We start from the raw sequence: 24810 nt of genomic DNA, 5'->3' as shown, positions 1-24810 counted from the left end.
GTGGCAGTATGACGATGACAAGGTAAATAAACATAACGGCATTCTTAATGAGGCGAATGCGCTTCAGGTAAGGATGTGGGAGGCGGAGCGGGTATGTGCTAACGCTATACGCGCCTTGGATTGCCTTGTGCCATACCATGCTGACAAGCAGAGTGCCGACGACAAGTTGTCCTATGGCCTGTCTGAGATTCCAGATGGATCTGCAGGAATGCCATGGGGTGACCCAGTTGAGTTGAAGGAGCATTGCCCGAAGAGCGCGGTAACCTCCGTAAAGCGGGCCGTCTGGGATGATTTCTGTTTGGGGACTGTGAATGGCTTGACCAACTTGATAGGTCTAAAAGTTGGGGGACCTGACTGGGGGTTTAGTTGGGATACTTTCAACAAGAGCTGGCAGGGGCTGGGGGGACTTGTTGGTGCAAGTTGGGACGAGTTCGGTGAGTTCCAGGGCTTTTCTTGGGGTACTGCCGGGGAGACCTGGAAGGCACTGGGTAAGGGGCTTGTGCACTGGGATGAGTGGTCAACTGACCCGCTGCGTGCCTTTACTGGGACGGTTATAGATGTTGCTACCTTCTTGATTCCCGTTGCCGGGCAGGCCTCAAAGGTTGGTAAGTTCGGCAAGGCTGGTTCAACCACCGCGAAGGTGGGTAAGGGGCTGCAGGTCGTAGACAAAGTTCTCACTTTCATGGACCCCATTGGTGAGCTAGTTGGTCGTGCTGGTGGGAAAGTTGCGCGTGTTGCCTTGGATAAGCTGAACATTAAGTTCGACCCGACAGATCTGGTCGCTAAGTGGACTGGCGCTAACCAGTCGGTTGACGTAGGCGGAGGAAGCACCGGAATTAATGTCGGTAGTGGGAACGGGGTGCCTTCTGTAGGCGATACCGGTTCTGCGGCGGTCAGGGCCGGCGGTGCATCTGGTGGCGCAGACATCAATGTCGGTTCTGGGCGTGCTGGTTCTGATGTAGGTGCGGGCGCTAGTTCCGGTTCGGGTAGTGCTGGTGGCCGGGCGGCTGCGGATGTGACGGTTGGTGAGGGCGCAGGCGCTCATATTGACGGCGCTGACCCTGGTACCAAGGCAGGCGACGCTGCGGTGAGGTCTGAGGTGGAGGCCAAGCCCGAGGCGGATGTGAAGCCGGAGGCGGAGGTCAAGCCCCACAAGGGCGTAGATGCTGATGCTGACGTGAAGCCAGCGGCGGAGGCCAAGCCTGGGGTGGAGGCCAAGCCTGAGGTGGAGGCCAAGCCCGAGGCGGAGGCCAAGCCCGAGGCGGACGTGAAGCCGGAGGCAGAGGTCAAGCCTGAGGCTGGGCCTGGCGAGAGCTCTGATGCTTCAGCAGGTAAGCCGGAAGCTGATGCCAAGCCTGAGGTGGAGGCGAAGCCCGACGCAGAGGTCAAGCCCCACAAGGGCGCAGATGCTGATGCTGACGTGAAGCCAGCGGTGGAGGCCAAGCCTGGGGCGGAGGCCAAGCCGGAGGTGGAGGTGAAGCCCGACGCAGAGGTAAAGCCCGAGGTGGAGGCCAAGCCGGAGGCGGACGTGAAGCCGGAGGCAGAGGCAAAGCCGGAGGCAGAGGCTGAGGCTGACCAGAGCTCTGATGCTTCAGCAGGTAAGCCGGAAGCAGAGACCAAGCCCGAGGCTGAGGCTGGCGAGAGCTCTGATGCTTCAGCAGGTAAGCCGGAAGCTGATGCCAATCCTGAGGTGGAGGCGAAGCCCGAGGTGGAGGCCAAGCCGGAGGCGGATGTGAAGCCGGAGGCTGAGGTCAAGCCTGAGGCTGGGGCTGGCGAGAGCTCTGATGCTTCAGCAGGTAAGCCGGAAGCTGATGCCAATCCTGAGGTGGAGGCGAAGCCCGACGCAGAGGTCAAGCCCCACAAGGGCGTAGATGCTGATGCTGACGTGAAGCCAGCGGTGGAGGCCAAGCCTGGGGCGGAGGCCAAGCCGGAGACGGATGTGAAGCCCGACGCAGAGGTAAAGCCTGAGGCGGAGGCCAAGCCGGAGACGGACGTTAAGCCGGAGGCAGAGGCTGAGGCTGACCAGAGCTCTGATGCTTCAGCAGGTAAGCCGGAAGCTGATGCCAAGCCTGAGGTGGAGGCGAAGCCCGAGGTGGAGGCCAAGCCGGAGACGGATGTGAAGCCGGAGGCTGAGGTCAAGCCTGAGGTGGAGGCGAAGCCCGAGGTGGAGGCCAAGCCGGAGACGGATGTGAAGCCGGAGGCTGAGGTCAAGCCTGAGGCTGGGGCTGGCGAGAGCTCTGATGCTTCAGCAGGTAAGCCGGAAGCTGATGCCAAGCCTGAGGTGGAGGCGAAGCCCGAGGTGGAGGCCAAGCCGGAGGTGGACGTGAAGCCGGAGGTGGACGTGAAGCCGGAGGTGGAGGCCAAGCCGGAGGTGGACGTGAAGCCGGAGGTGGAGGCCAAGCCGGAGGCGGACGTGAAGCCGGAGGTGGAGGCCAAGCCGGAGGTGGACGTGAAGCCGGAGGTGGAGGCCAAGCCGGAGGCGGACGTGAAGCCGGAGGTGGAGGCCAAGCCGGAGGCAGAGGCTGAGGCTGACCAGAGCTCTGATGCTTCAGCAGGTAAGCCGGAAGCAGAGACCAAGCCCGAGGCTGAGGCTGGCGAGAGCTCTGATGCTTCAGCAGGTAAGCCGGAAGCTGATGCCAAGCCTGAGGCGGACGTGAAGCCTGAGGCGGAGGCCAAGCCCCACAAGGGCGCTGATGCAGAGGCTGACGCTAAGGCGGGCGACACTGAGGCCAAGCCCAACGCAGACGTGAAGTCCGAGGCAGGGGCTGAGGCTGGCGAGAGCTCTGATGCTTCAGCAGGTAAGCCGGAGGCGGAGGACAAGCCTGAAGCAGAGACGATGCCTGGTAAGGGCGCAGCCGCTTATGCTGATGTTAAGGCGGGCGACGCTAAGGCCAAGCCCGACGCAGACGTGAAGTCCGAGGCAGAGGCGAAGGGTGGCGAGAGCTCTGATGCTTCAGCAGGTAAGCCGGAGGCAGAGGCCAAGCCCAACGCAGACGTGAAGTCCGAGGCAGAGGCGAAGGGTGGCGAGAGCTCTGATGCTTCAGCAGGTAAGCCGGAAGCTGATGCCAAGCCGGAGGCGGACGTGAAGCCGGAGGCGGAGGCCAAGCCGGAGGCAGAGGCTGAGGCTGACCAGAGCTCTGATGCTTCAGCAGGTAAGCCGGAGGCAGAGGCCAAGCCCGAGGTGGAGGCCAAGCCTGAGGCGGAGGCCAAGCCCCACAAGGGCGCTGATGCAGAGGCTGACGCTAAGACGGGCGACACTGAGGCCAAGCCCGAGGCGGATGTGAAGCCAGAGGCGGACGTCAAGTCTGGGGCGGAGGCCAAGCCCGACGCAGAGGCAAAGCCGGAGGCAGGGGCTGAGGCTGGCGAGAGCTCTGATGCTTCAGCAGGTAAGCCGGAGGCGAAGGCCCACAAGGGCGCTGATGCAGAGGCTGACGCTAAGACGGGCGACACTGAGGCCAAGCCCGAGGCGGACGTGAAGCCCGAGGTGGAGGCCAAGCCCGAGGCGGATGTGAAGCCTGAGGTGGAGGCGAAGGCCCACAAGGGCGCTGATGCAGAGGCTGACGCTAAGACGGGCGACACTGAGGCCAAGCCCGACGCAGAGGTAAAGCCGGAAGCGGAGGTAAAGCCTGAGGCGGAGGCGAAGGCCCACAAGGGCGCTGACGCAGAGGCTGACGCTAAGACGAGCGACACTGAGGCCAAGCCCGACGCAGAGGTAAAGCCGGAGGCCAAGCCCGAGGCGGACGTGAAACCTGAGGCGGAGGCCAAGCCCGACGCAGAGGTAAAGCCGGAAGCGGAGGCGAAGGCCCACAAGGGCGCTGACGCAGAGGCTGACGCTAAGACGAGCGACACTGAGGCCAAGCCCGACGCAGACGTGAAGCCAGAGGCAGAGGCCAAGCCTGAGGCAGGGGCTGAGGCTGGCGAGAGCTCTGATGCTTCAGCAGGTAAGCCGGAAGCTGAGGCCAAGCCCCACAAGGGCGCTGATGCAGAGGCTGACGCCAAGACGGGCGACACTGAGGCCAAGCCCGACGCAGACGTGAAGCCCGAGGTGGAGGCCAAGCCCGAGGCGGACGTGAAACCTGAGGCGGAGGCCAAGCCCCACAAGGGCGCTGATGCAGAGGCTGACGCCAAGACGGGCGACACTGAGGCCAAGCCCGACGCAGACGTGAAGCCCGAGGCAGAGGCCAAGCCCCACAAGGGTGCAGACACCCACACTGATGGTGCCGATGCCGAGGCAGAGGCCAAGAATGTCCATGCCGACCCGGACCATGCCGTTGCGGAAGCTGAGATCCCGGATGGACGCAAACCTGGACCAAAGTACGAGCTCGCAGATGGAACGACCTATCATGCAGAGGCATCTCCGGAGCAGCTTGCTGACTACCACTCAACGTATGAACGACTGCAGAACGTTCTCGACGACAACGACATCAGGATGCCCGACGGCAGCAAGGCGACCGTTAATGGTGTACGAGAAATTGCTTGTAAGCAAATTGACGAGCTCACAGTTGGGGAAGCGCGTCTGCTGGCCAAAGTAAATGACCTCCGCGCCATCTACCCGCCAGAAGTTATCCAGAAGATTTTGAACCCCAGGTCATTTGTTAAGGACTTTAAGTCCTACCTGGACGAACTGGTATCTCAAGGCAAACTTGACGCCAAGACAGTCGATGAATGGCTGAAAATGTCGGATGAAACGCCAGCTAAGTATGGGACAGGCGCTATGGGGGGATCGGTCGCTGATGCCGCTCAGGTAAACAGACCCCGTTCGGCGTTGGACCTTAATAGCTCCGCCACAGAACCTATGGGGCCTGCCGACTCCCGGGAGGTGCATGGGCTGGATTACAAGGACTCGCCACACTACTTTGGTTACGAAGGGCGAGAGTATACTCCTCTGTCGCAAATTGAGGTGCGAGTAAAAGGTGCCGACCTTGCAGGCAAGGTGCATGTGCCAGATCAGAACCTCCGTGACCTACTCAAGAAGCTGGATGAAATCAAGGGCCTCGACTCCGTGCCGCAGGACGCAAATCTGTGGGAGTCTCTGCCGCCTGAAGTGCAAACCCAGCTTAAACAGAATAGTCCCGGTTTGGTCGATGCATTGGATGGAGAGAATCCTTGGCGAGGTACCGGTTATGCCGGCCCTAAAGGTTCTTCAAAGATCGCAACTCCGGAGCTAATGGTAGACGGGAATCCATTATTAGACAGTCTGAGTGGGGCTGAACTGTGGTCCCGCAAAGCAGATGGCACTCAGTATTTGCTGGCAGTACGCAAAGACGGTGAGTGGGTGTTGGTGGCGTGAGTGTTTTGGCGTCTTTGACTGGTCCGGTGTGGGCTGGTGATTATGCGCGGGTAGTTATGGAGTGGGTGGGTAATAGTGGTCATAGGGTTTTTCCTGAGGGGGTGGTGGCTGCTTGGGAGGTGGTTGATGGTGGGGGTCGGTTGTGGGTGCCTGGGGGTGTGCCTTGTCCGGAGGGGTTTTCTAGGGATGTCTCCAGTGGGGACTGGGTGATGGAGTTGGGGGCCTCGATGAGTGTCGGTGGTTTTTATGCTCGTTCTCGGGGTGTGGTTAATGGTGTGGGTGTTGAGGTGTTGCGGGTGTGGGGTGAGCGGGCTTTGGTGCGTGAGGCGGGTAGTGGTGGTGAGGGTCAGTGGGTTGGGCTGGGTGAGGTGTGTGAGGTGGTTGTGGAGCAGCCTCACAGGCTCGTGCTTATAGATGGCGTGGTGGAGGCTATTACGGGTGGTTTTTGGGAGTCTCGGTGGCGGCGGGTGTTTCCGGTTGGGTTTGATGCTTGGTCTTCTCCGGAGCGTGCGGGTGGTTTAGATTTGGGGGTGTGGTCTTCGTTTTTGCAGGGGCCGGTTCCGGTTAGTTGGCAGACTTTGTTGGTGGTGGAGGGTTTGCTTTATCCGTGTACGCGGGCTCACGAGCCTTACTATCCCGATGGTGGACCTGCGTATTACGTGACTGCCGAAGGGTGGTGTCAGCTCACTGACGAACCAGTGCGTCTACGGCCTATACATTACAACGTGCTCTCACGGGATCGTTCGGTTTTGGAGCCGGGGGTTGAGGGGGTGTTGGAGGTTTCTCGGGTTTCTGCTTTGTGGGGTGGTCGGCGGGTGGAGGTGTTGTATGTGGCGCATGCTTATGCTTATGTGGTTGATTTTGAGGAGAAGGTGCCGCATAGGAGTAAGTTGCGGGTTAGGGATTTAGGGGTTTTGGATGCTTTGGTGGGGCCGGTGCGTTTGGATGAGTTAGAGGATATTCGTTTTGATGTTTATGTGCGTGAGCGTCGTGAGGATTGTGGGTCGTGGGGGTTTATGCGGGTGTGGGGTTTAGATGGTGATTTAGCTCGGGGCTGTAGCGGGAGCGTTCGTATGGAGCGTGGTTGTTGGCAGGCTTGGCCTCGGACTCACACCATCGGCAAAATCGACCACAATAATGAGCTGTAGTGGGTGTTGGTGGCGTGAGTGTTTTGGCGTCTTTGACTGGTCCGGTGTGGGCTGGTAGTTATGCGAGGTTTGTTCTTGAGTGGGTGGGTATTAGGTCTCATAGGGTTTTTCCTGAGGGGGTGGTGGCTGCTTGGGAGGTGGTTGATGGTGGGGGTCGGTTGTGGGTGCCTGGGGGTGTGCCTTGTCCGGAGGGGTTTTCTAGGGATGTCTCTAGTGGGGATTGGGTGATGGAGTTGGGGAGTTCGGCGAGTGTGGATGGTTTTTATGCTCGTTCTCGGGGTGTGGTTAATGGTGTGGGTGTTGAGGTGTTGCGGGTGTGGGGTGAGCGGGCTTTGGTGCGTGAGGCGGGTAGTGGTGGTGAGGGTCAGTGGGTTGGGTTGGGTGAGGTGTGTGAGGTGGTTGTGGAGCAGCCTTACCGGGTGTGTCTTTGGGAGGGGGTGGTGGAGTCTGTGCTTGGGCCTGAGGGGGTGTGGGATACCAAGTGGCGGCGGGTGTTTCCGGTTGGGTTTGATGCTTGGTCTTCTCCGGGGCGTGCGGGTGGTTTGGATCTGGGGGTGTGGTCTTCGTTTTTGCAGGGTCCGGTGCCGGTAAGTGGGCAGACCTTGTTGGTGGTGGAGGGGGTGCTTTATCCGTGTACGCGGTCGCGTGAGCCCGGGTATCCTGATGGTGGGCCTGCGTATTATGTTAGTGCTGAGGGTTGGTGTCATTTGATGGATGCGCCTGTGCGTTTGCGGGCGGTCGACGACTCGGTGTTGTCCAATGATTTGGCGGTCCTGGGGGGGCTTGTTGAGGGGGTGTTGGAGGTTTCTCGGGTTTCTGCTTTGTGGGGTGGTCGGCGGGTGGAGGTGTTGTATGTGGCGCATGCTTATGCTTATGTGGTTGATTTTGAGGAGGGGGTGCGGCATAGGAGTATGCTTCATGTTGGTGATTTAGGGGTTTTGGATGCTTTGGTGGGGCCGGTGCGTTTGGATGAGTTGGAGGATATTCGTTTTGATGTTTATGTGCGTGAGCGTCGTGAGGATTGTGGGTCGTGGGGGTTTATGGGTGTGTGGGGTTTAGATGGTGATTTAGCTCGGGGCTGTAGCGGGAGCGTTCGTATGGAGCGTGGTTGTTGGCAGGCTTGGCCTCGGACTCACACAATCGGTAAAATCGACCGCAGTTAGTTGGCGGGTGTTGGTGGCGTGAGTGTTTTGGCGTCTTTGACTAGTCCGGTGTGAACCGCTCCGGCCTGGGCCGGAACCAAGAGGAGAAGAAGCTAGACTGACGGTGGCTACGAAGCCACTCCCTGAACACGGAATAAGAGGAGCAGTTATGGCCCGCTGGCTAGAGAAGTTCGTGAACTACGAGATGGTTGACCGTTACATGAACGGTGAGAATCTCGTGCACGGCTTCGCCGTCTATGCCGAATCACTGCGCCCCAACGAATCCTCGCGCACCGTGTTCAAGGCCATGTTCATGGAGTGGCCGGTCGAGGAAGACCCCCAGATCGGAGCCATCGCCACCCTGCGCTTCCCCCTAGGCCCCACCGACAAAGCAGTGTCCGCCATGGGAGGCAACACCCTCAAGCACCTAGCCATAACCGGCGGCGACTTCCTACAGCCACCCCCCTTTGACGGACGCGGCATCATCCACTTGCCCGCAGATCCCATCGCCCCACACCTGTATGTAGCCCCGACCATGCTCCGCGCAGGCGCGCAACTCATCAAACGGCATCCTGACGGCTCAAAACCCACCCTAATGGCCACCTACCACGGAGCCATACGCGGCTGGTCCCTACCTGAAGACACCCCCATGACCCGTCCAATCCCCCTGCTCGCCCCCAACACCTTCATCGGCCCTCAAATCCGTGGGCAGGGGATGGCCATGCAGCCGGCATACTTTGAGCTCTCAGATGACAACGAGCTACTAGACGTGTACGCCATCGACGTGGTGGAGGGCAAACTCGGCTACGGGAAGGTCCCCAAAGACGAACTCGCGGATATCGGCTACCTGCAGGTACACACCACCTACAAGGGACTGCCTATGGCAATCGTTGGCCGCGCCGCTGAAGAAGGCGCCTTCCGCGCCATCTGCCTGTCCCACGACGCCTACGCCGCCCAAGAACGCGGCTTCAACTTCGTGGAAGCTGGCGTCTACGAAACCATCATCCCCGGCAAGGAACTAGAGGGCCTGCCCACATACACCCTCAACACGCCCCCCGGCTGGATCAAATCCTGACGCCAGGCAGGCTACCCGAGCTCCCACACCACTACTCCCCAGGCCGCTCAAGGCTGCAGAGACATGCGGTTCCCAGCGGTGACTGCGCTGCGCCCGGCACGCCGCTCACGCCAGCGCACCACCCCCAGCACCGTCAACAGCACCAGCGCATCAACCACCGCCATCGTCGACGCCGTCGCCAGATCCAGCACATAGGCACTCCAGAAACCCAACAGTCCGGAGAAAGCCGCCACTGCCAGACTCACCGCAATCATCTGCGGCAGAGAACGGGCCACCAGCCAGGCCGTCGACGGCGGAATCACCATCAACGCCATCACCAGCACCGCCCCAACCGTGTCAAAACCCACCACCACGGTCAGCGACACCAGCGCCATCAGCCCCAGATCAACCACCCGCACCGGCAGCCCCAGGGTGCGGGCCGTCGTCGGGTCAAAGGTTGCCAGCTTCAACACCGGGAAGCACGCCACCAAATAGCAGGCCGTCAGAGCCAGCACCCCCAGCAGCCGCCACATAGTCGCCGGACCCAAGTCCACCGCCCCATCAAAGATCAGCACATGCTCCGGGGCCAGCGCACGCAGATTCAGGTCGCCAGTGAGCACCGTGTCCTCGCTGATCGCCACATTGGAAAGCGTGGTAGACAGCAAAATTACCCCCAGTGCGAATAGCACCGGGAAGACCAAGCCCTGATCGGCGTCGCCCGCAATCAGCCCGGTAGCGCGCAATCGGTCCGAACCCAGCACCACCACCAAGCCCATCAAACAGGCAATCACAATCATCAGCGGCGAGTGTGTGCTCCCCGAAATAATCGCCCCCACCACGATCCCCGGCAGCACCGCATGGCTCATGGCGTCCACCAGCATGGACTGATGCCGCAACACCAGGAAGGTCCCCGGCAGAGCGCAGGTAACGGAAGTGACTACAGACAGCAAAGCCACAGCAGTCAGGAAAGGCATGAGCCCACCTCCGTTTCAGCCAGCAGGCGACGGCGTTGCTCCGCCTGCGCCCGGCGTCGCTGCAACACGGAACGCTCTGGTGCAGCCAACAGAGAGACAGTCAGCACCACAAACAACACAATCACCACCACCGGGCCGGTGGGCACCTTGCCCAGGTTTACTGCCAAATAGGAGCCCCCCAAGCCACCCAGCCCACCGAAGGCAGCCGAAAGCCCCACCATGGACCACAAGTGCCCCGTCCACTGCCGCGCACCAGCCGCCGGCATAATGGCAAAGGCAATCATCAGAATCAGGCCCACCGCCTTAATACCAATCACAATAGCCAGCGTTGCCGTGCCCAACAGCAGAGGGCTAAGGATCCGCGGTGAGAATCCTGAGGTTGCAGCTAACACCGGGTCAAAGGTGTAAACCTTCAACTCTTTCCAGAACACCAGCATCAGTGCCAGTGCCAAGGCCCCCAGGGCGGCGATGGTGACTAGGTCGTTATTGCTCAAAGTGGCGGCGTTGCCGAACATGTACTTGTCGATGCCCCCACGGTTACGCAGCTTGGAGTGAACGATCACGCGGAACAGCACGAGCCCACCGCCGTAGAACAGAGCCAGGCAGGTAGCCATGGCTGCATCCACCCCTACCCGCGAGTTGCGAGCGATCCAGTTGGCCAGCAACACCGCAGCCGTGGAAGCGATCACCGAACCGATGGTCAACACCAGCATGGAGCGTCCGTCAATCCCCAATAGGGCGGTAGCCACGATAAAGGCCCCGGTTACACCCAAAGCGGCGCTGTGCCCAATAACATCCGAGACCAGTGACTGCTTGTGCAAGTACAAGAAAGCACCTAAAGCCCCGGCGGTGGTGCCCACTGCGGTGGTCCCCACGGCCATAGTCCGATAGGTGTAGCTCTCCAGGAAGTCGCCGGGGGAGACCAGGTTGGGGGCTGCAAGGGCCTCCAATGCCCCGGGGGCTGCGAGTACTTCAGCCAATATGCTCATGACTGCGCCCCCAGGCTCGCGTGGGTCTGATCCTCTGGATGGCTGGAGCCCAGGGCCTCCTGCGTCAGACCGTAGGCGCGGTGCAGGTTGTCATGCGTGAAGGCCTCTTCCAAGGGGCCGCAGGCCACCAGCTCTCCCTGGTTCAAGATGGTTGCCCAAGTGCAGAAGCTCCGCACAGTGGCCAGGTCATGGTGCACCACCACCACCGTCTTGCCTGCCGCCCGCAAGTCCGTGAGCACCTTGGTAATGGCTTTCTCACTGGCTACATCCACACCCGCGAAAGGCTCATCCATGATGTACAGCTCCGGGTCCTGCACCAGGGTGCGTGCCACGAAAGCCCGCTGCTTCTGGCCGCCGGAGAGGTGGGAGATCTGTCGTTCAGCCAGGTCGGTAATGCCCGCGGCCTCCAAGGCGGCATCGACGGCCTCGCGTTCGCGGGCCCCGGGGCGGCGGAACCACCCCAGGCGGCCGTAAGTGCCCATGGTGACGACGTCGCGCACGGTGGTGGGGAAGTCCCAGTCCACTTCAGCGGCCTGTGGCATATAGGCCACCCGACGGCGAGCAGCGTCAAGGCTAGTGCCAAAGAAGCTCACCTGTCCGGTAAGGGCAGGCACCAACTCCATAGCAGCCTTCACCAGGGTGGATTTTCCGGCACCGTTCGGACCAATCACGGCCATGGTATGTCCGGCAGGGACATGCACATCCACTCGTTTGAGGGCCAGGCGGTCTTGATAGGCGACGGACAGGCCGGTCACTTGCAGGGGGTGGGGTGTGCTGCTCTGGGTTGGCACAAAGCTCCTAGGCTCTAGATGGCTTGCGGCGGGCGGATGAGACGGCGAGTGGCAGGGCTGCGCCGTCGAGGTGCCTGCGCCCCGCTGCGCGGTTGGGCAGGTGCAAGCGCAGCGGGGCGCAGGCTGGACGGCCTCCCCGAGAGAACTGGATGGCCGCCGGTCTGCTCAGGCCTTCGGAGTGAGGGCCTCGGCGATGGTCTTGGCGTTGTACTCAAAGACACCTAGGTAGGTGTCCACCGGGGCAGCCTCGCCCAGGGAGTCGGCGTACAGGGGCTTGTCGGAGACCTCAACCTCCCAGCCCTTTGCCTTGACTGCATCCTTGAGGTGGTTGATGGCTTCCGGGTTCTTCAAGTTGTCCTGGAAGATAACCGGCACCTTCTTCTCGGCGATCAGGGCGGCGAGTTTGTCAATATCTGCAGCGCTAACCTCCGATTCGGAAGAAACGAAGTCGGTGGCGTGGATCTCGATGTCGTAGGTCTTGCCCAGGTAGTTGAAGGCGTCGTGGCCAGTGATGAGGATGCGGCTCTCCTTGGGGATGGCCTCCAGCTTGGTTTTAGCGGTGGTCTTAACGTCGTCGATCTTCTTGTTGTAAGCCTCGGCGTTGGCGGTGTAGGTGGAGGCGTTATCCGGGTCGATCTCGGCGAGCTTCTTGGCGCAGGCGGTGACCACGTGCTTCCAGTTGTCGGGGGAGTTCCACACGTGCGGGTCGTGGCCCTCCACTTTGCCGTCCTCCTCCCAGGGGAGCAGGTCAGCTTTGGGGATGGACTCAGCGGCCGCTACCTGCTTGGCGCCAAGCTTGTCCAGCTGGTCCATCATCTTGTGCTCCATGTCGTGGCTGGTCCACAGCACGACGTCGGCACTGCCAAGCTTCTCCGTGTCCTTGGTGGTGAGCTCCTGGGTGTGGGGATCGCCGCCGGGGCCTACCAGCACGGTGATGTCTGCGTCGGGGGCGATGTTCTTGGCGGCGTCGCCCAGGTAGCCGGTGGTGGCGACGACGCTGAGCTTGCCGGACTTTTTGGCAGCGCCGCTGGCGGCGGTGGATTTGGCGGCCTGCTTTTTGCCGGTGGAGCAAGCGGCCAGGGTGGCCGTCAGGGCGGCGGCGCCGGTGAGCAGGGCGAAACGACGGGAGATGAGCATGGGGTCCTCAAGTGTGGGTAGACTGTCCTAACTTTAGGTAGCCTAAGTGCGAGGGGTGGGTGCGATCAACTACTGAGACTCGGCGTCATTAACCAGGAGTCTGCGAATGAATGACTACCTCAGTGGAGAGTGTCACCAGGGCGGCGTCGGGCCCGGCGGTTCAAGCCCAACTGCCGCTCGGCAATCAGCGGCAGGATCAGCCCCAGGCTCACCAAGGCCAAAGGCGTAATGACGTTCAGCGCCAGCTTGCCCCACCAGCCTGCGCTGCCCACACTCAGGTGCGCCGGGATCATCCCCAGCAGGCAAGCCACCACAGTGAAAGCAAAGCACCACACGCCCAGTCCCACCGCCACGGCGTCGTTCTCCACCAGGCGGTACTCCGAGCGGCGGCTCGTCTGTGTGGCAAGCTTGCGCAGCGCGATATACGCCGCAAAGACAAACAGGTAGCGCATCGGCATAACGACGGCGTTGAGGTCCAGCAGATTGCTAAACAACTCGTTTAGCGTCTTCGCCCCGATGGCGGGCAGCAGCGAGATCAGCGCCACCAACAAGGCCGTCAAGCGGTAGCCGTTGACCGGGGCACCATGCTGGTTCACCTGGCGCAGCCTGGCAGGGATATAACGCTCGTCGGCGTCGCACAGCAGCAACCGCAGCGGCGCGTCAATCGAGATCAGCAGCACGGCAGACTGCGCCAGCAGATTCGCCACCGCATAAAGCACCAGGAAGGCATTGCCTACGCCGTAGTAACTACCGAGCTTCTGGAAAGCCAAATACTGACCGTTGGCCTTAAAGTCGGCCAGCATCGTGGCATCCATATGGCTGATGTCAAACATCATGCCCAGCGCCAGCGAGCCCAGGAGCGCCGATCCCACCACCAGCAAGGCCATGAACACCAGGCCCTGGGAGAAACCACGCTGCTTATCCTGCATATTGCTCACATAAGGCGAGATCTTCTCCGCCCCACCGACAGCAAAGAGCAGCATGGCAATAGTGGTGAAATAACCCAGGTCGAAGTCGGGCACATAAGTGGACCAGGAGGTGAGGCGCGGCGCAGCTATCTGGGCTTCGCGAATCACGGGGGCAGCAAACATCAGCAGGATGTACAGGCCACCCATCACCAAAGAGGCCAAGCCCGCCACGGTGCCCAGGAGCTTCACCGCGCGGATGCCACGGGTCGCCAACCAGGCAAAGCCAAAGAAAATCGCTAGCCCCACCAACTGCACCGCCCACACGGGAAAGCTATTGATAGCCCCGCTCTTACCTTCCGCAGCCCAACCCAGGCCGATCAGCAGCGTCTGCGGTTTTTGTGCCAAGTAGGGGATCTGCACCACCCAGTAGGTCCAACCGCACAGGTAGGCCCAGCCGGACCCCAGGGTGGAGCGGATCCAGCTGGCCACCCCCGCTTTGGCCTCGGGGAAGGTAGCGCCCATCTCCCCGACCATCAGGGCATAGGGCAGGAAGTAAACCACCATGATGGACAGCCAGGAGAAGATGACGGCTAAGCCCTGGTTGGCAAAATTGCTGACAACATTGCCAAAACCCCAGACCGCCACAAAAGCCATAAGGGCCAGGTGGTGCCAGGCCAAGATGCGCGGGTTGGGGTCCACCGCGCGGGGCCCGGCCAGATGTGTGCGGGCTCTGCGGGTAGCGGTCCTGGTAGACATCGCTGATCCGTCCTCCTACAGGGATGGGGTCGGGATCGAGTGCAGCCCTCAGGTCTAGGCCGCACTACAAAGGCTATTTGTAGCAAATGATTGCTTTGTTAGGTAATCCGGTCTTCCTTGAGTTTTCCTTGAAACCCCGGGTAAATATCCTCATCGCCTCAGGCCGGACACATTCAGGTTCCACCGTTTACTGGGCTTAGCAGCCCTCAAGCCCCCACCCCAGTTATGCCGAGGGCGCAGGCCGAGCTAAGCCGCAGCCGCCGCTCGCGCTGCCGCCGGAGCCGCCTGCGCAATCTGCTCCAACTCCACCTCACCGTGCGCGGCGGACAGGAACCAAGCTTCAAAAACCGACGGCGGCAGCGCCACCCCCGCCTCCAGGAAAGCATGGAAAAAAGGCTCAAAACGCCAAGACTCCTGCGCCTTGGCCTGCTCATAATCCCGCACGCCCACAGTCGCCGCCTGCTCCCCGAACATGACGGAAAACAGGGAACCAGAACACTGCACCCGGTGCGCCACCCCCGCCTGCGCTAGTGCCGCGCTAACCACCTCAGCCACCGCCTGTGCCTGGGTGGCCACCTGCGCGTAGACGGCGTCGTCGGCCAACTCCAGGGTGGCCAACCCGGCAGCAGTTGCCAGGGGATTCCCGGAGAGCGTGCCCGCCTGGTAAACCGGCCCGGCAGGGGCCAGCAACTCCATGATCTCCGCACGCCCACCCAGGGCCGCCAGCGGCATCCCCCCGCCAACCACCTTCCCGAAAGTCAGCAGATCCGGCACCCAAGCGGCCCGCTCCCGCCAGTCTGCGCCCGGCCAGGACGGAGCCCCCGCCACGGCGACGGCGTCGGGATGCTCCGTGGACCAGCCATCCAGCGCCTCCAGCCCCCAGAAGCCAGCCGGCCCCACCCGGAAACCCGTAAGCACCTCATCGGCAATCATTAGAGCGCCATATGCGGCAGTCACCCGCCGGATCGCCGCGTTAAAGCCCGGGGCGGGCGGCACAATGCCCATATTTGCGGGGGCAGGCTCAGTAATGACAGCGGCAATCTGCTCACCGCGCGCCGCGAAGCACTCCTCCAGGGCAGCGACGTCGTTATACGGCAAGACGATAGTGCAGGAGGTGACCGCCTCCGGCACACCAGCACTTCCCGGCAGGCCCCCGGTGGCCACGCCTGAGCCAGCGGCAGCCAACAGCCCGTCGGAATGGCCGTGGTAGCAGCCCGCGAACTTTACGATCAGGTCCCGGCCGGTGGCTCCCCGCGCCAAGCGGATTGCCGTCATAGTGGCCTCAGTGCCGGTGGATACAAAGCGCACCCGTTCTACAGCCGGGACGCGGCGGCGCACCGCCTGCGCCAGAGCGGTCTCAGCGGCGGTAGGCGCCCCAAAAGACAGTCCCCGGGCGGCGGCCTGCTGCACGGCCTCCACGACGGCGGGGTGGGCGTGACCCAATAAGGCGGGCCCCCAAGAACCCACCAGGTCCACGTAGCTGCGGCCTGCGGCGTCGGTCACCTGAGCGCCAGAAGCCGAGTTGATAAAGACGGGGGCGCCCCCCACAGAACCGAAGGCGCGCACGGGAGAATCCACACCGCCGGGGATGATGGCGCGGGCGGCGTCGAACAGGGCGGCGTTGGTTTGGGTGCTCATAATTCCTCCAAGGATCAGAAATCAGCTCTGGCGCTTAGCCTGGCAGGCGCTCGGCGAGTTCGCGGGCCCAGTAGGTCAGCACACAATTCGCCCCAGCGCGCACGATGCCAGTCACTGACTCCATAATGACGCGCTCCCGGTCAATCCAGCCGCGCTCAGCGGCTGCCTCCACCATCGCATACTCGCCACTGACCTGGTAAGCAGCCACCGGCACGGGGCTTGCGGCGGCAACATCAGCCAACACATCCAGGTAGGGGCCGGCAGGCTTGACCATCACGATATCCGCGCCCTCAGCCACATCCAACAGGGCTTCACGCAAACCCTCACGCCGGTTGGCTGGGTCCTGCTGGTAGCTGCGCCGGTCCCCCTGCAAGGTGGAGCCCACAGCCTCCCGGAAGGGTCCAAAGTAGGCGGAGGCGTACTTGGCGGAGTAGGCCAAAATGCTCACGTCTTCATGCCCGGTGGCGTCCAAAGCCGCACGGATCGCCGCCACCTGCCCATCCATCATGCCTGAGGGGGAGACCATCTGCGCCCCCGCCTCTGCCTGCGCCACCGCCATCGCCTGGTAAAGCGGCAAGGTGGCGTCATTGTCCACCTCCCCGGCGCGCGGGCCGGCGTCGGTACGCAGCACCCCGCAGTGTCCGTGGTCGGTGAACTCGTCCAGGCAGGTGTCCGCACATACCACCAGGGCGTCCCCCACCTCCGCGCGCACGGCTGCCACCGCCTGGTTGAGGATGCCTTCAGCCGCCCAGGCCCCAGAACCGACGGCGTCGCGCTCGGCTGGCACCCCAAATAGGTCAATGGCACTCACTCCGGCTGCCGCGCAGGCAGCCGCCTCCCGACGTATCGAGTCCAAAGTGTGCTGGAACTGGCCGGGCATGGCGGCGATTGGCTGCGGCTCAGTGATGCCCTCGCGCACAAAGGCCGGATAGATCAGCTGGCCAGGTGCCACGCGCGTCTGCGCCACCAGTCCGCGCAGGGCCGGGGTGGCCCGCAGGCGGCGGGGCCGCGTGGTGGGTGCAATCGGCGCGGGCACGGAGCGGTGGCGCAGAAACTCGGCAGCGGAATCGGGGACGGGGCTCATGCCTGCACTCCTTGGTACTCGTAAGCGGCGGCCACTGCGGCCACCAATGCTTCTGCTCTGGGCTTTTGGGCTACCGCGCCGGGCGGGACGGGCAAGCCCAGGTCGCGGGCAACTTGCGCGGAGGGCTGCCCGAGTGTAGCCACTACCGTGCTCACAGGTGGCGTACCCAGAAGCTCCTTAAGTGCGCGCGCCCCTGAACCGGCAGTAACCACTACGACGTCGAAGTTCCCAGCCTGGTAGCGCTCAGCGAGACCCTCCGGCAGGGCGGTAACCGGGACCGTCTGGGTGCTGTAAACCGGCAGCACCTCCACCTGCCAGCCACGCGCCCGCAGGCCCGCAGCCAGCAGAGGACTGGACTGAGCCGAGCCGGGCAGCAGCACCCGACGACTAAGCCCCCGCCAGTCCACAGCCGGGTCCGCCAGCTCCTCCGCCTCCAGCATCCCAGCTGCACTGCCACCAGCCACCAGGTCCACGCGGCGGCCTAGTGCCTTAGCCACCGCCTGTGCCGTCGCCTCCCCAACCACGCCCACCCGCATACTGGTAGCCAGGCCGCTCAAGTCCAGAAAGTCCAGAGTGCGGGCCGAAGTTAGCAGCAGCCACGCAGCCTCCCCCGAGGCCGCTAAGCCCTGGGCACGCTCGCGCACGGCAGCTTCCCCGGGGATAGCACCAGTCAAGGCCACGGCCTCCACCTGGGCTCCCGCGTCTTGCAGCGCCAACGCCAAGGCATCACCCTGGCGCGCCCTAGTCAGCAGCACCCGGCAACCGGAGAGCGCCCGGCTCACGCAGGCTCCCGCGGACCGGCGGCAGGGGATTTAATGGCCCGCAGATCCGCTATCTGCCCAGCGCCCTGCGCCAGCAGTGACTCAGCCGCCCGCAAGCCCAAGGCCTTCGCTGCGGCTGGCTCGCCGAACTCGCGCACGCTCACCTGCCGCGCCCCCTCCGGGGATACCACGACGGCGTCCAGGCGCAGCGCCCCATCCACCATTCGTGCCAGTGCCCCCACCGGGGCCGCGCAACCTGCCTGCAAGCCCGCCAACAAAGCTCGCTCCGCCGTCACCGCCGCCCGCGTCACCGGATCATCCAGCACCGCCAGCGCCGTCGCCAGAGAAGGCATCTGCTCGGCTACCTCCGCACGGCACTCCACCGCCAGGGCGCCTTGCGCGGGGGCCGGCAACATCAGTGGGGCCCCGGTGGCCTCAGCCTGCTCAGGGGTGGCGGCCAGCACCAAGGTGGCATAAGCCTCCAAACCCAGGCGCCGCAACCCCGCCAGAGCCAGCACCACCGCATCCAAGTCCGGCTCACGCGAAGCCCCCATGGGCCCATCCGCACTGACCACCGAACCCACCACCCGAGACAGGCGCGTGGGCACATTCCCGCGCAGGTCCACCAGCTCTAGGTCCGGGCGCAGAGCCAGCAGTTGGGCGGCCCGGCGCGGTGAGCCCGTCCCCACCCGCGCCCCCAAGGGCAGCGCCTCCAGGCCCGGCACACCCCGCGCCACCAATTCCGGGCTCAGACACAGGGCATCACGCGGATCCTCCCGCTGCGGCACGGCTGCAACCGTCAGGCCTGGAGCTGGAGCCGTGGGCAGGTCCTTGCAGGAGTGGACCGCCAAGTCGCATGCGCCAGCCAGCAAGCTCTCACGCAGAGCTGCCGCGAAAACCCCCACGCCACCCAAGCGCGCCAGGGAAGTGGGGTCGACGTCGCCACGTGTGCGTACTTCCACCAATTCCACGTCCAGCGGCACGCCCGCGCTCGCGGCAGCCACCTCCAGCGCCTGCGCCACGGTGTTGGACTGAGTGGTGGCCAGGGCGGAAGCGCGCGTGCCCAAGCGGACCACTTTGCTGTTGCTCATAAACGCTCCTCTTCGACGCCGTCGGCCCACCCGCTGCACGCAGCCTCGCTGGCAGCAGTGGGGGCCGTTGGGTTTGCGGTGCTTGATACTGCGGTTCCAGGCCTGCTTGCGTAAGTGCCCCCATTGGCACCTGCAGGCCTCGGTATCGCAGCCTCTTTGAGGTTACCGGCCAAGCGCGCTGCTTGGGCGCGCGCGTGGGTTACAACTGAGGCAATCCCCGTGCCCGCCACCCAGGCGCCAGTTAGCCCCAGACCCGCTTGGCTTTCTACCCGCGCCACAAGCTGCGCGGCCTTCGCCCGGTAGTCCGCCGAAACCGGCGGCAAGGTGCCATCCCAACGCACCAGCCGATGCTCTAACACCCGCTCAGTTGGAATGCACACGCCAGTCAGTGCCGCCACATCCGCTAGGGCGCCCGCCAAAGTCACCTCGGGGCGCGGTTCACCGGGCCGCCCATAAGACAAGCGCAACGCATGTGTATGCGGGCCGTGCAGGCGCCGCAACTCAGCCCCCACCCAAGGCCACTTCACGCTTAGGTGAGACAAGGCCTTGGCAGCTACGGGAGCGGTGCCCTGGGGGACAGGTGCCACCAACAGCCCCGAACCCACTGGCGCACTGTCCAGTTCCGGGGCATGAGCCACCAGGATAAAGCGGGCAATAGGGGAGCCCTCCGGCACCGATAGGGCTGCCTCCACCCCGGCACCGGCCAGCAGACGTTGCGCCGCTCCTGCCGAACAGGCCAGCACCACCAAGGGGGTGTGCACCAGCTGCGCGGCGCCGGTGGGCACAGGCTCAGCCGAGGGAGTGGCGCCGGGGCCGGTGGGGGTGAACACCAGCTCCCACCGGGCCGGGTGAGCGTCCAAGCCACCTACGCCGTCGGTCAGGCTGGCGCTGTCGCGGCTGAGGCGGCGCAGTTGCTGGGCGCCCGTACGAGTGCGCAGCTGCCCACCAGCTGCCTCAATGGCCTCACGCATGGACTGAGTCAGGCGGCTAAGCCCGCCGACGGTGGTGACATCCACGCTGCGCCCTCCGGTGCGGGCGCGGCGCTGGGCCAAGAGCTCGGAGACGGCGGCCTGCAAACTGCCCAGTCGGCGGGTGGCGGAGCGCAGCCCGGGGGCCACTGTATCCGCTGCGAGATCGGCCGGGTCAGCCGTGTGGATACCCGCCACAATGGGTCGCACCAGGCGGTCTAGCACTGCCTCACCCATGCGGGCGCGGATGAAGGATGCCAGGTCAGCCGGGTCCTGTGGGCAGGTGCCCACCAGCCCACCCAGTTCGCCATCAGTGGCAGCGTGGCAAGCTGCGGCCTGCCCAATCACGGAGACGACGTCGGCAGCCATAGGGCTGGCAGGGATACCCAGAAAAGCATCGGCGGGGAAGCGGTGCAGCGCCCAGGGGCCCGCGCCCAGCGGCGGCAGGTAGAGGCATGCCCCACCCCCAGCAGGGGCAGTAATCTGCAGGCCGCCAGCCTGGGCGATCTCACTGACGGCGGTGCCGCGCAGCACGAAGCCCTCCGCGCCCAGGTCCATAGGCACCCCGGCTACCGCCCCGCTGGCCACCAGCCCACCGGTGTAACCGCGTGCCTCCACCAACAGAGGTTTTAGCCCCTGCTGCACCAGCTCCCAGGCGGCTGCCAGGCCCGCAATCCCTCCACCAACCACGACGGCGTCGTGACGCTCAGGTGCTGCAGTCCCAGTCGCCTCGGACTGCCCGCTCATACGCCCGGCTCCCAGGGCTCAGCGGCAACTTCACGCCAGCTAACCGAGCCGTGTACCTGTGCCACTACGGCGGTCAGCACGGCTGGGTCGGTGGTGGGGGGCACTCCATGGCCCAGGTTGACCACATGCCCGGGGGCGGCACGGCCCGCCTCCAAACAGGCCACCACGGCGCGCTCCAAGGGCTCAGGCCCGGCGGCCAGCAGGGCGGGATCCAGGTTGCCCTGCACCGGGCACAGCCCCGCCTGGGAACGCCCTAAGGCTTCCAAGGCCTCGGCCAGACTGGTGCGGTCGTCCACCCCCACAGCCTGCGCCCCGGCGTCGCGCATATCAGCCAAGATACGTGCCGTCCCAGTGCCAAAGTGGATCAGTGGGGCAGGCTGACCAGTGGTGGGGGAGACCGCCTTGCGTGCGCGGGCGATGGCCAGAGCTGAGTAGGGGGCCACCTGCTCGCGGTAGTCGGTGGGGCAGAGGGAACCGGCCCAGGAATCAAAGAGTTGGGCGGCGCTAGCTCCAGCCTCAATCTGTGTGGCGATGAACTGTCCGGTGAGTTCCGCGCACCAGGTCATGAGGCGTTCCCAGGCGGCGGGGTTGGCGTGCATAAGGCTGCGGGCGGCTAGGTGGTCGCGGCTGGGGCGGCCCTCCACCAGGTAGGCGGCCAAGGTGAAGGGGGCTCCGCCGAAGCCCAGCACAGGGGTCCAACCGACGGCGTCGGCGCTGTGGCGCAGGCCCGCCAGTTCCCGTGCGCTGAGCTCGCGGCCTAGGGGAGTGGTGAATGACGCGGTGGTGGGGGTGGTGGCAGCAGGGCCGGTTGCGGCAGCAAATTCAGCACTGGTGGCGCTCGCGGCGGCGCCCGGTCTGGCAGGGGTGCCCAGCTCTCGCACCACCGCGGCTACTCCCGCAGCTACCGCCTGCACACCTTGGGCCCACTCGCCCTGCCCATAGCGGTGGGCAGTCAGACGGTCTACGGCAGCGGCGTCGCGCACCGGCGAGGCAATGACTGGCCCGACGCCAGGCTCAATGTGCACCTCCACGCCCGCAAGGCGCAGCGGCACCATGATGTCGGAGAAGAACACGGCGGCGTCGACTCCGTGGCGACGCACCGGCTGGAGCGTGGCCTCGGCGGCCAGCTCGGGGCGCAGGCAGACGTCCAGCATGGGGGCGGCGGCGCGTTCGCGCAGGGCGCGGTACTCGGGCAGGGAGCGGCCGGCTTGGCGCATGAACCACACGGGGGTGCGTTCAGGGCGGTCTCCAGCTAGGGCGCGCAGCAGAGCGGGTAGGGGGCGAAGTGAATTAGGTGCGGCCACGCTTTTGGAATACCTCATGAGTGCAAAGAAACTGACAGGGCGTACTGATAAGTGATTGGATTTTCCGAGACGGCGCTTTGGTAAGACAATCCGGCACGCTCCGGCCAAAACCTTTGGGATGCTGCGCAACCTGCCTGGATAGGCTCCGGTGGCACAGCCCCAAGGTGACGTCGTGTGCCGAAAACCCTTGAGCCGTCTGGAATCCATTGTGCCCCGCGCGCCCACAAGTGCTTCAATGCGGGCGCCGTGATCCACCTATTCTCCGCTGACCATCGCACCCACGGGCTTGACGCCGTCGCCCGCCTGGGTGCCGTTACTGCGCGCCTAGGCCCCGACCTATGTGCCGCCATCGACAGCCTGCGTGGCGCCATCGTCCTAGCCACCTGCAACCGCCTCGCGCTGCTGCTCGACGCCGACGCCGCCGCCAGCGCCACCCTGCCCCAGAGCCTCGCCACCTTCCTGGAGCAGCGCGCCGGCGCGCCCGCTTCGGTGGCCAGCACAACCATTAAGCCCCTGCCAGACAGCTCGCGCCTGCCCCTTAGCCACTGGAGCGGGCAGGAAGCCATCACCGAACTCTTCGCCACCGCCGCTGGACTCGAATCCATGGTCGTCGGCGAGCGCGAGATCGCCGGACAGCTGCGCCGCGCCCACCTGGTCGCCACCCGTGAGGGCACCGCCACCGGTGCCCTCACCCGCGTCGTAGAACACGCCTCCGCCACCTCAAGGCGCATAGCCACCCACACCACCCTAGCCGGAACCGGCCGCAGCGTAGTCGCCGTCGGCTTGGACCTGGCTGCCGCCCAGCTCCCACCCCTAGAACGCTGCCGCATCCTGCTGATCGGCACCGGCGCCTACGCTGGCGCCACCGTGGCCACCCTGCGTGAACGCGGCGCCAAAGACGTCGAGATCTACTCCCGCTCCGACCGTGCCCAAGCCTTCGCCGACGGCCACAACCTGCGAGCCCTCAGTGCAGACGCCCTCCCCAAAGCCCTGACCCAAGCCGACCTGGTAATCACCTGCCGAGGCCTTGGCGTCCCCATCATCAGCCCTGAACTCGTAGCCCCCGCAGCCCGCCTGCGCCAGCCCACCGAACCCGCCCTCCTGGACCGCCACGAAGACCCCCGCTCCCCGGCCGAACCCGCCGAACGCCCCCTAGTCATCTTGGACCTAGCCCTACGCCGCGACGTCGACACCCGCGTGGCTGACCTGCCCGGCGTCGCCCTGATCGACCTGGCTGCCGTGCAACGCGCCGTCCCCGCAGCTGCCGCCAAACAAGTGCGGGCCGCCCGCCAGATCATCACCGAGGAAGCCGCTGCATACTCCCGCGCCCAAAGCGGGCGGCGCATGGACCCAGTCATCTGTGAGCTGCGCCGGCACGTCGCCGCCGTCGTAGAGGACGAGGTGACGCGCTTGCGTCCGCGCGACGGCGTCGTTGACGCTGAAGACGCCGCCCGCGCTCTGCACCACCTGGCCTCCCGCCTCCTACACCACCCCACCCTGGCTGCCCGCGACGCCGGTCGCAACGGTCGTCAACAGGAGTACCTAGAAGCGCTCAGCCTGGTGTTGGGCGTGGAGTTGGGGGAAGACCTTGCTTCCACCTGCCCGGTCACCCACACCACCCAAGGAGTGTGCTGATGAATCACGCCGATCCGCTGGCCCCCTACGACGCCGTGCTCGTCCTGTCCTACGGCGGCCCCCAAGGCCCGGACGACGTGCTGCCCTTCATGCGCAATGCCACCGCTGGGCGCGGCGTCCCCGACGAGCGCCTCCTACAGGTCTCCGGCCACTACGCACGCTTCGGCGGAATCTCCCCGATCAATGCCCGCAATGCCGAGATGCTCCAGGCCCTGCGCGCCGAGCTGCGCCGCCGCGGCTCCCACCTGCCCGTAGTAATCGGCAACCGCAACTGGCACCCCTTCATTTCCGAGGCCCTGCGCGAGTTGGCCAATGCCGGAGCCCGCCGCATCCTCACCATGACCACCTCCGCCTACGGCTCCTACTCCGGCTGCCGCCAATACCGGGAGGACACTGCCGCCGCCCTGGAGCTCTTGGCCACCGGCACCGACGGCACCACCGGCCAAGGCTTTGAGGCCGACGCCGCCGCCCGCGTGGGTGGAGCCGGAGGCGCGCCCGTGGAACTGGAAGCGGACAAAACCCGCCCCTTCTACAACACTCCCGGCATGCTGGCCGCCAATGTGGACGCAATCGTGACCGCCTTCGAGGAACTGGTGGCGCAGGGCGTGCCCGCCGACGGCGTGCGCCTGGTCTTGGTGACTCACTCCGTGCCCGTTGCCATGGAGGAAGGGTCAGCGCCCAGTGGCGGCCTGGGGGCAGCACCCTTGGCTACCATCCGCGCCGCTCGTTCCTCGCAGCGCTCCCGCCAGCCCCACCACGCCTGCGGGCACAGCCCCCAGACCACCACACCCGAACTGGCCCAGGCTGAACCTGGCGTCGCGGCGGATCTGTCCACGGAGATCAGCTACGTCGAGCAGCACCGGCGATTCATCGAAGTGCTGGTGCCGGAAGTAACCCGCCGCCTAGGATTGGCCCGCACACCCGAATATGAGCTGGTCTATTGCTCCCGCTCAGGGCCACCCCAGGCCCGCTGGCTAGAGCCCGACGTCAACGATCACCTGCAGGCCCTAGCTGCGGGCAAGCTGAGCGATGGCCGCCCGACGCGCGTACCTGCCGGCGTCGTCGTCGCCCCAATCGGCTTCGTGGCCGACCACATGGAGGTGGTCTTCGACCTGGATACGGAAGCCAAACAGACCGCCGCCGACCTGGGCATCCCCTACGCGCGCGCCGCCACCGCCGGGACGCACCCGGCATTCATCAACTCACTGGCTGAACTGCTGATGGAGCGCGCCGCCGCCGCCCGAGGTGAGGAAGTCACCCCCAGCTCCACCACCGGCGCAGGCCCCTTCCACACCGTCTGCCCTGAACAGTGCTGCCGCTCCGGCGCGGGCAGCCACCCGCAGGGTCATCCCGGCCCGCCCCACACAGACCATCAGCCAGCCAAGTAACCAGC

At 64.6% G+C, this 24810-nt stretch carries 17 protein-coding genes; 6 read left to right on the top strand and 11 right to left on the bottom strand.

Translation table 11 applies throughout. The features are described from left to right. Positions 1 to 316: 316 nt before the first annotated feature. The 4 genes from DR039_RS11670 (at position 317) to DR039_RS09975 (ending at position 8655) form a co-directional block, all read left to right on the top strand. On the top strand, positions 317 to 5290 hold the full coding sequence (locus tag DR039_RS11670) for a hypothetical protein (protein WP_126622393.1): 4974 nt from the start codon (positions 317 to 319) through the stop codon (positions 5288 to 5290). A 209-nt stretch (positions 5291 to 5499) separates the two neighbouring features. After that, positions 5500 to 6438 (top strand): hypothetical protein, encoded by a 939-nt coding sequence (locus DR039_RS11145; protein WP_126622395.1) that lies wholly within the window; start codon positions 5500 to 5502, stop codon positions 6436 to 6438. A gap of 227 nt (positions 6439 to 6665) precedes the next feature. Then, complete coding sequence (locus tag DR039_RS11140; RefSeq protein WP_126622397.1) at positions 6666 to 7601, top strand: hypothetical protein; 936 nt, start codon at positions 6666 to 6668, stop codon at positions 7599 to 7601. 148 nt (positions 7602 to 7749) lie between these two features. Next, positions 7750 to 8655 carry a hypothetical protein gene (locus DR039_RS09975; RefSeq protein ID WP_111837206.1) on the top strand — a complete coding sequence of 302 codons (906 nt, stop codon included), beginning with the start codon at positions 7750 to 7752 and terminating at the stop codon, positions 8653 to 8655. Positions 8656 to 8702: 47 nt separating this feature from the next. On the opposite strand, the gene DR039_RS09970 is transcribed toward DR039_RS09975, so the two are convergent. The 11 genes from DR039_RS09970 to DR039_RS09920 form a co-directional block, all read right to left on the bottom strand. Continuing rightward, positions 8703 to 9608: a metal ABC transporter permease gene (locus tag DR039_RS09970; protein ID WP_111837205.1), complete on the bottom strand. Its 906-nt coding sequence runs from the start codon at positions 9606 to 9608 to the stop codon at positions 8703 to 8705. Further along, entirely contained in the window at positions 9596 to 10597 is a 1002-nt protein-coding gene (locus DR039_RS09965) for a metal ABC transporter permease (RefSeq protein WP_111837204.1), read from the bottom strand. The genes DR039_RS09970 and DR039_RS09965 overlap by 13 nt, the downstream gene beginning before the upstream one ends. Beyond that, positions 10594 to 11388 carry a metal ABC transporter ATP-binding protein gene (locus DR039_RS09960; RefSeq protein ID WP_111837203.1) on the bottom strand — a complete coding sequence of 265 codons (795 nt, stop codon included), beginning with the start codon at positions 11386 to 11388 and terminating at the stop codon, positions 10594 to 10596. The genes DR039_RS09965 and DR039_RS09960 overlap by 4 nt, the downstream gene beginning before the upstream one ends. A gap of 165 nt (positions 11389 to 11553) precedes the next feature. Further along, the gene (locus DR039_RS09955) at positions 11554 to 12525 is read right to left on the bottom strand and encodes a metal ABC transporter substrate-binding protein (protein ID WP_111837202.1); all 972 of its coding nucleotides are present in this window, start codon (positions 12523 to 12525) and stop codon (positions 11554 to 11556) included. Positions 12526 to 12644: 119 nt separating this feature from the next. Beyond that, positions 12645 to 14189: an APC family permease gene (locus DR039_RS09950; RefSeq protein WP_111837201.1), complete on the bottom strand. Its 1545-nt coding sequence runs from the start codon at positions 14187 to 14189 to the stop codon at positions 12645 to 12647. A 246-nt stretch (positions 14190 to 14435) separates the two neighbouring features. Continuing rightward, entirely contained in the window at positions 14436 to 15827 is a 1392-nt protein-coding gene (gene hemL, locus DR039_RS09945) for a glutamate-1-semialdehyde 2,1-aminomutase (protein WP_111837200.1), read from the bottom strand. Positions 15828 to 15861: 34 nt separating this feature from the next. Beyond that, the gene (hemB, locus tag DR039_RS09940; protein ID WP_111837199.1) at positions 15862 to 16911 is read right to left on the bottom strand and encodes a porphobilinogen synthase; all 1050 of its coding nucleotides are present in this window, start codon (positions 16909 to 16911) and stop codon (positions 15862 to 15864) included. Beyond that, positions 16908 to 17693 (bottom strand): uroporphyrinogen-III synthase, encoded by a 786-nt coding sequence (locus DR039_RS09935; RefSeq protein WP_170166941.1) that lies wholly within the window; start codon positions 17691 to 17693, stop codon positions 16908 to 16910. Before DR039_RS09935 ends, hemB begins: the two co-directional genes overlap by 4 nt. Further along, entirely contained in the window at positions 17690 to 18763 is a 1074-nt protein-coding gene (gene hemC, locus DR039_RS09930) for a hydroxymethylbilane synthase (protein WP_111837197.1), read from the bottom strand. The genes DR039_RS09935 and hemC overlap by 4 nt, the downstream gene beginning before the upstream one ends. After that, positions 18760 to 20478 (bottom strand): protoporphyrinogen/coproporphyrinogen oxidase, encoded by a 1719-nt coding sequence (locus DR039_RS09925; protein WP_111837196.1) that lies wholly within the window; start codon positions 20476 to 20478, stop codon positions 18760 to 18762. Before DR039_RS09925 ends, hemC begins: the two co-directional genes overlap by 4 nt. Continuing rightward, the gene (locus DR039_RS09920; protein ID WP_229116934.1) at positions 20475 to 21782 is read right to left on the bottom strand and encodes a uroporphyrinogen decarboxylase; all 1308 of its coding nucleotides are present in this window, start codon (positions 21780 to 21782) and stop codon (positions 20475 to 20477) included. Before DR039_RS09920 ends, DR039_RS09925 begins: the two co-directional genes overlap by 4 nt. A 246-nt stretch (positions 21783 to 22028) precedes the next feature. Between DR039_RS09920 and DR039_RS09915 the strand changes: the two genes are divergently transcribed. Both DR039_RS09915 and DR039_RS09910 read left to right on the top strand, forming a co-directional pair. After that, the gene (locus DR039_RS09915; RefSeq protein ID WP_111837194.1) at positions 22029 to 23417 is read left to right on the top strand and encodes a glutamyl-tRNA reductase; all 1389 of its coding nucleotides are present in this window, start codon (positions 22029 to 22031) and stop codon (positions 23415 to 23417) included. After that, on the top strand, positions 23417 to 24805 hold the full coding sequence (locus DR039_RS09910) for a ferrochelatase (RefSeq protein WP_111837193.1): 1389 nt from the start codon (positions 23417 to 23419) through the stop codon (positions 24803 to 24805). Before DR039_RS09915 ends, DR039_RS09910 begins: the two co-directional genes overlap by 1 nt. Positions 24806 to 24810 lie beyond the last annotated feature (5 nt).

The organism is Actinomyces bovis (genome assembly GCF_900444995.1).
In the GTDB taxonomy this organism is placed as follows: domain Bacteria; phylum Actinomycetota; class Actinomycetes; order Actinomycetales; family Actinomycetaceae; genus Actinomyces; species Actinomyces bovis.
The sequence above is the reverse complement of the archived record's forward strand: the minus strand, read 5'-3'. Positions and strand labels throughout refer to the sequence as shown.

Excerpts from the sequence above, each read along its gene's own strand:
- hemC (WP_111837197.1), bottom strand. The coding sequence starts at position 18,763 with ATGAGCAACAGCAAAGTGGTCCGCTTGGGCACGCGCGCTTCCGCCCTG.
- DR039_RS09970 (WP_111837205.1), bottom strand. The coding sequence starts at position 9,608 with ATGCCTTTCCTGACTGCTGTGGCTTTGCTGTCTGTAGTCACTTCCGTT.
- DR039_RS09910 (WP_111837193.1), top strand. The coding sequence starts at position 23,417 with ATGAATCACGCCGATCCGCTGGCCCCCTACGACGCCGTGCTCGTCCTG.
- DR039_RS09950 (WP_111837201.1), bottom strand. The coding sequence starts at position 14,189 with ATGTCTACCAGGACCGCTACCCGCAGAGCCCGCACACATCTGGCCGGG.
- DR039_RS11145 (WP_126622395.1), top strand. The coding sequence starts at position 5,500 with ATGGAGTTGGGGGCCTCGATGAGTGTCGGTGGTTTTTATGCTCGTTCT.
- hemL (WP_111837200.1), bottom strand. The coding sequence starts at position 15,827 with ATGAGCACCCAAACCAACGCCGCCCTGTTCGACGCCGCCCGCGCCATC.
- DR039_RS09925 (WP_111837196.1), bottom strand. The coding sequence starts at position 20,478 with ATGAGCGGGCAGTCCGAGGCGACTGGGACTGCAGCACCTGAGCGTCAC.
- DR039_RS11140 (WP_126622397.1), top strand. The coding sequence starts at position 6,666 with ATGGAGTTGGGGAGTTCGGCGAGTGTGGATGGTTTTTATGCTCGTTCT.
- DR039_RS09965 (WP_111837204.1), bottom strand. The coding sequence starts at position 10,597 with ATGAGCATATTGGCTGAAGTACTCGCAGCCCCCGGGGCATTGGAGGCC.
- DR039_RS09975 (WP_111837206.1), top strand. The coding sequence starts at position 7,750 with ATGGCCCGCTGGCTAGAGAAGTTCGTGAACTACGAGATGGTTGACCGT.
- hemB (WP_111837199.1), bottom strand. The coding sequence starts at position 16,911 with ATGAGCCCCGTCCCCGATTCCGCTGCCGAGTTTCTGCGCCACCGCTCC.
- DR039_RS09955 (WP_111837202.1), bottom strand. The coding sequence starts at position 12,525 with ATGCTCATCTCCCGTCGTTTCGCCCTGCTCACCGGCGCCGCCGCCCTG.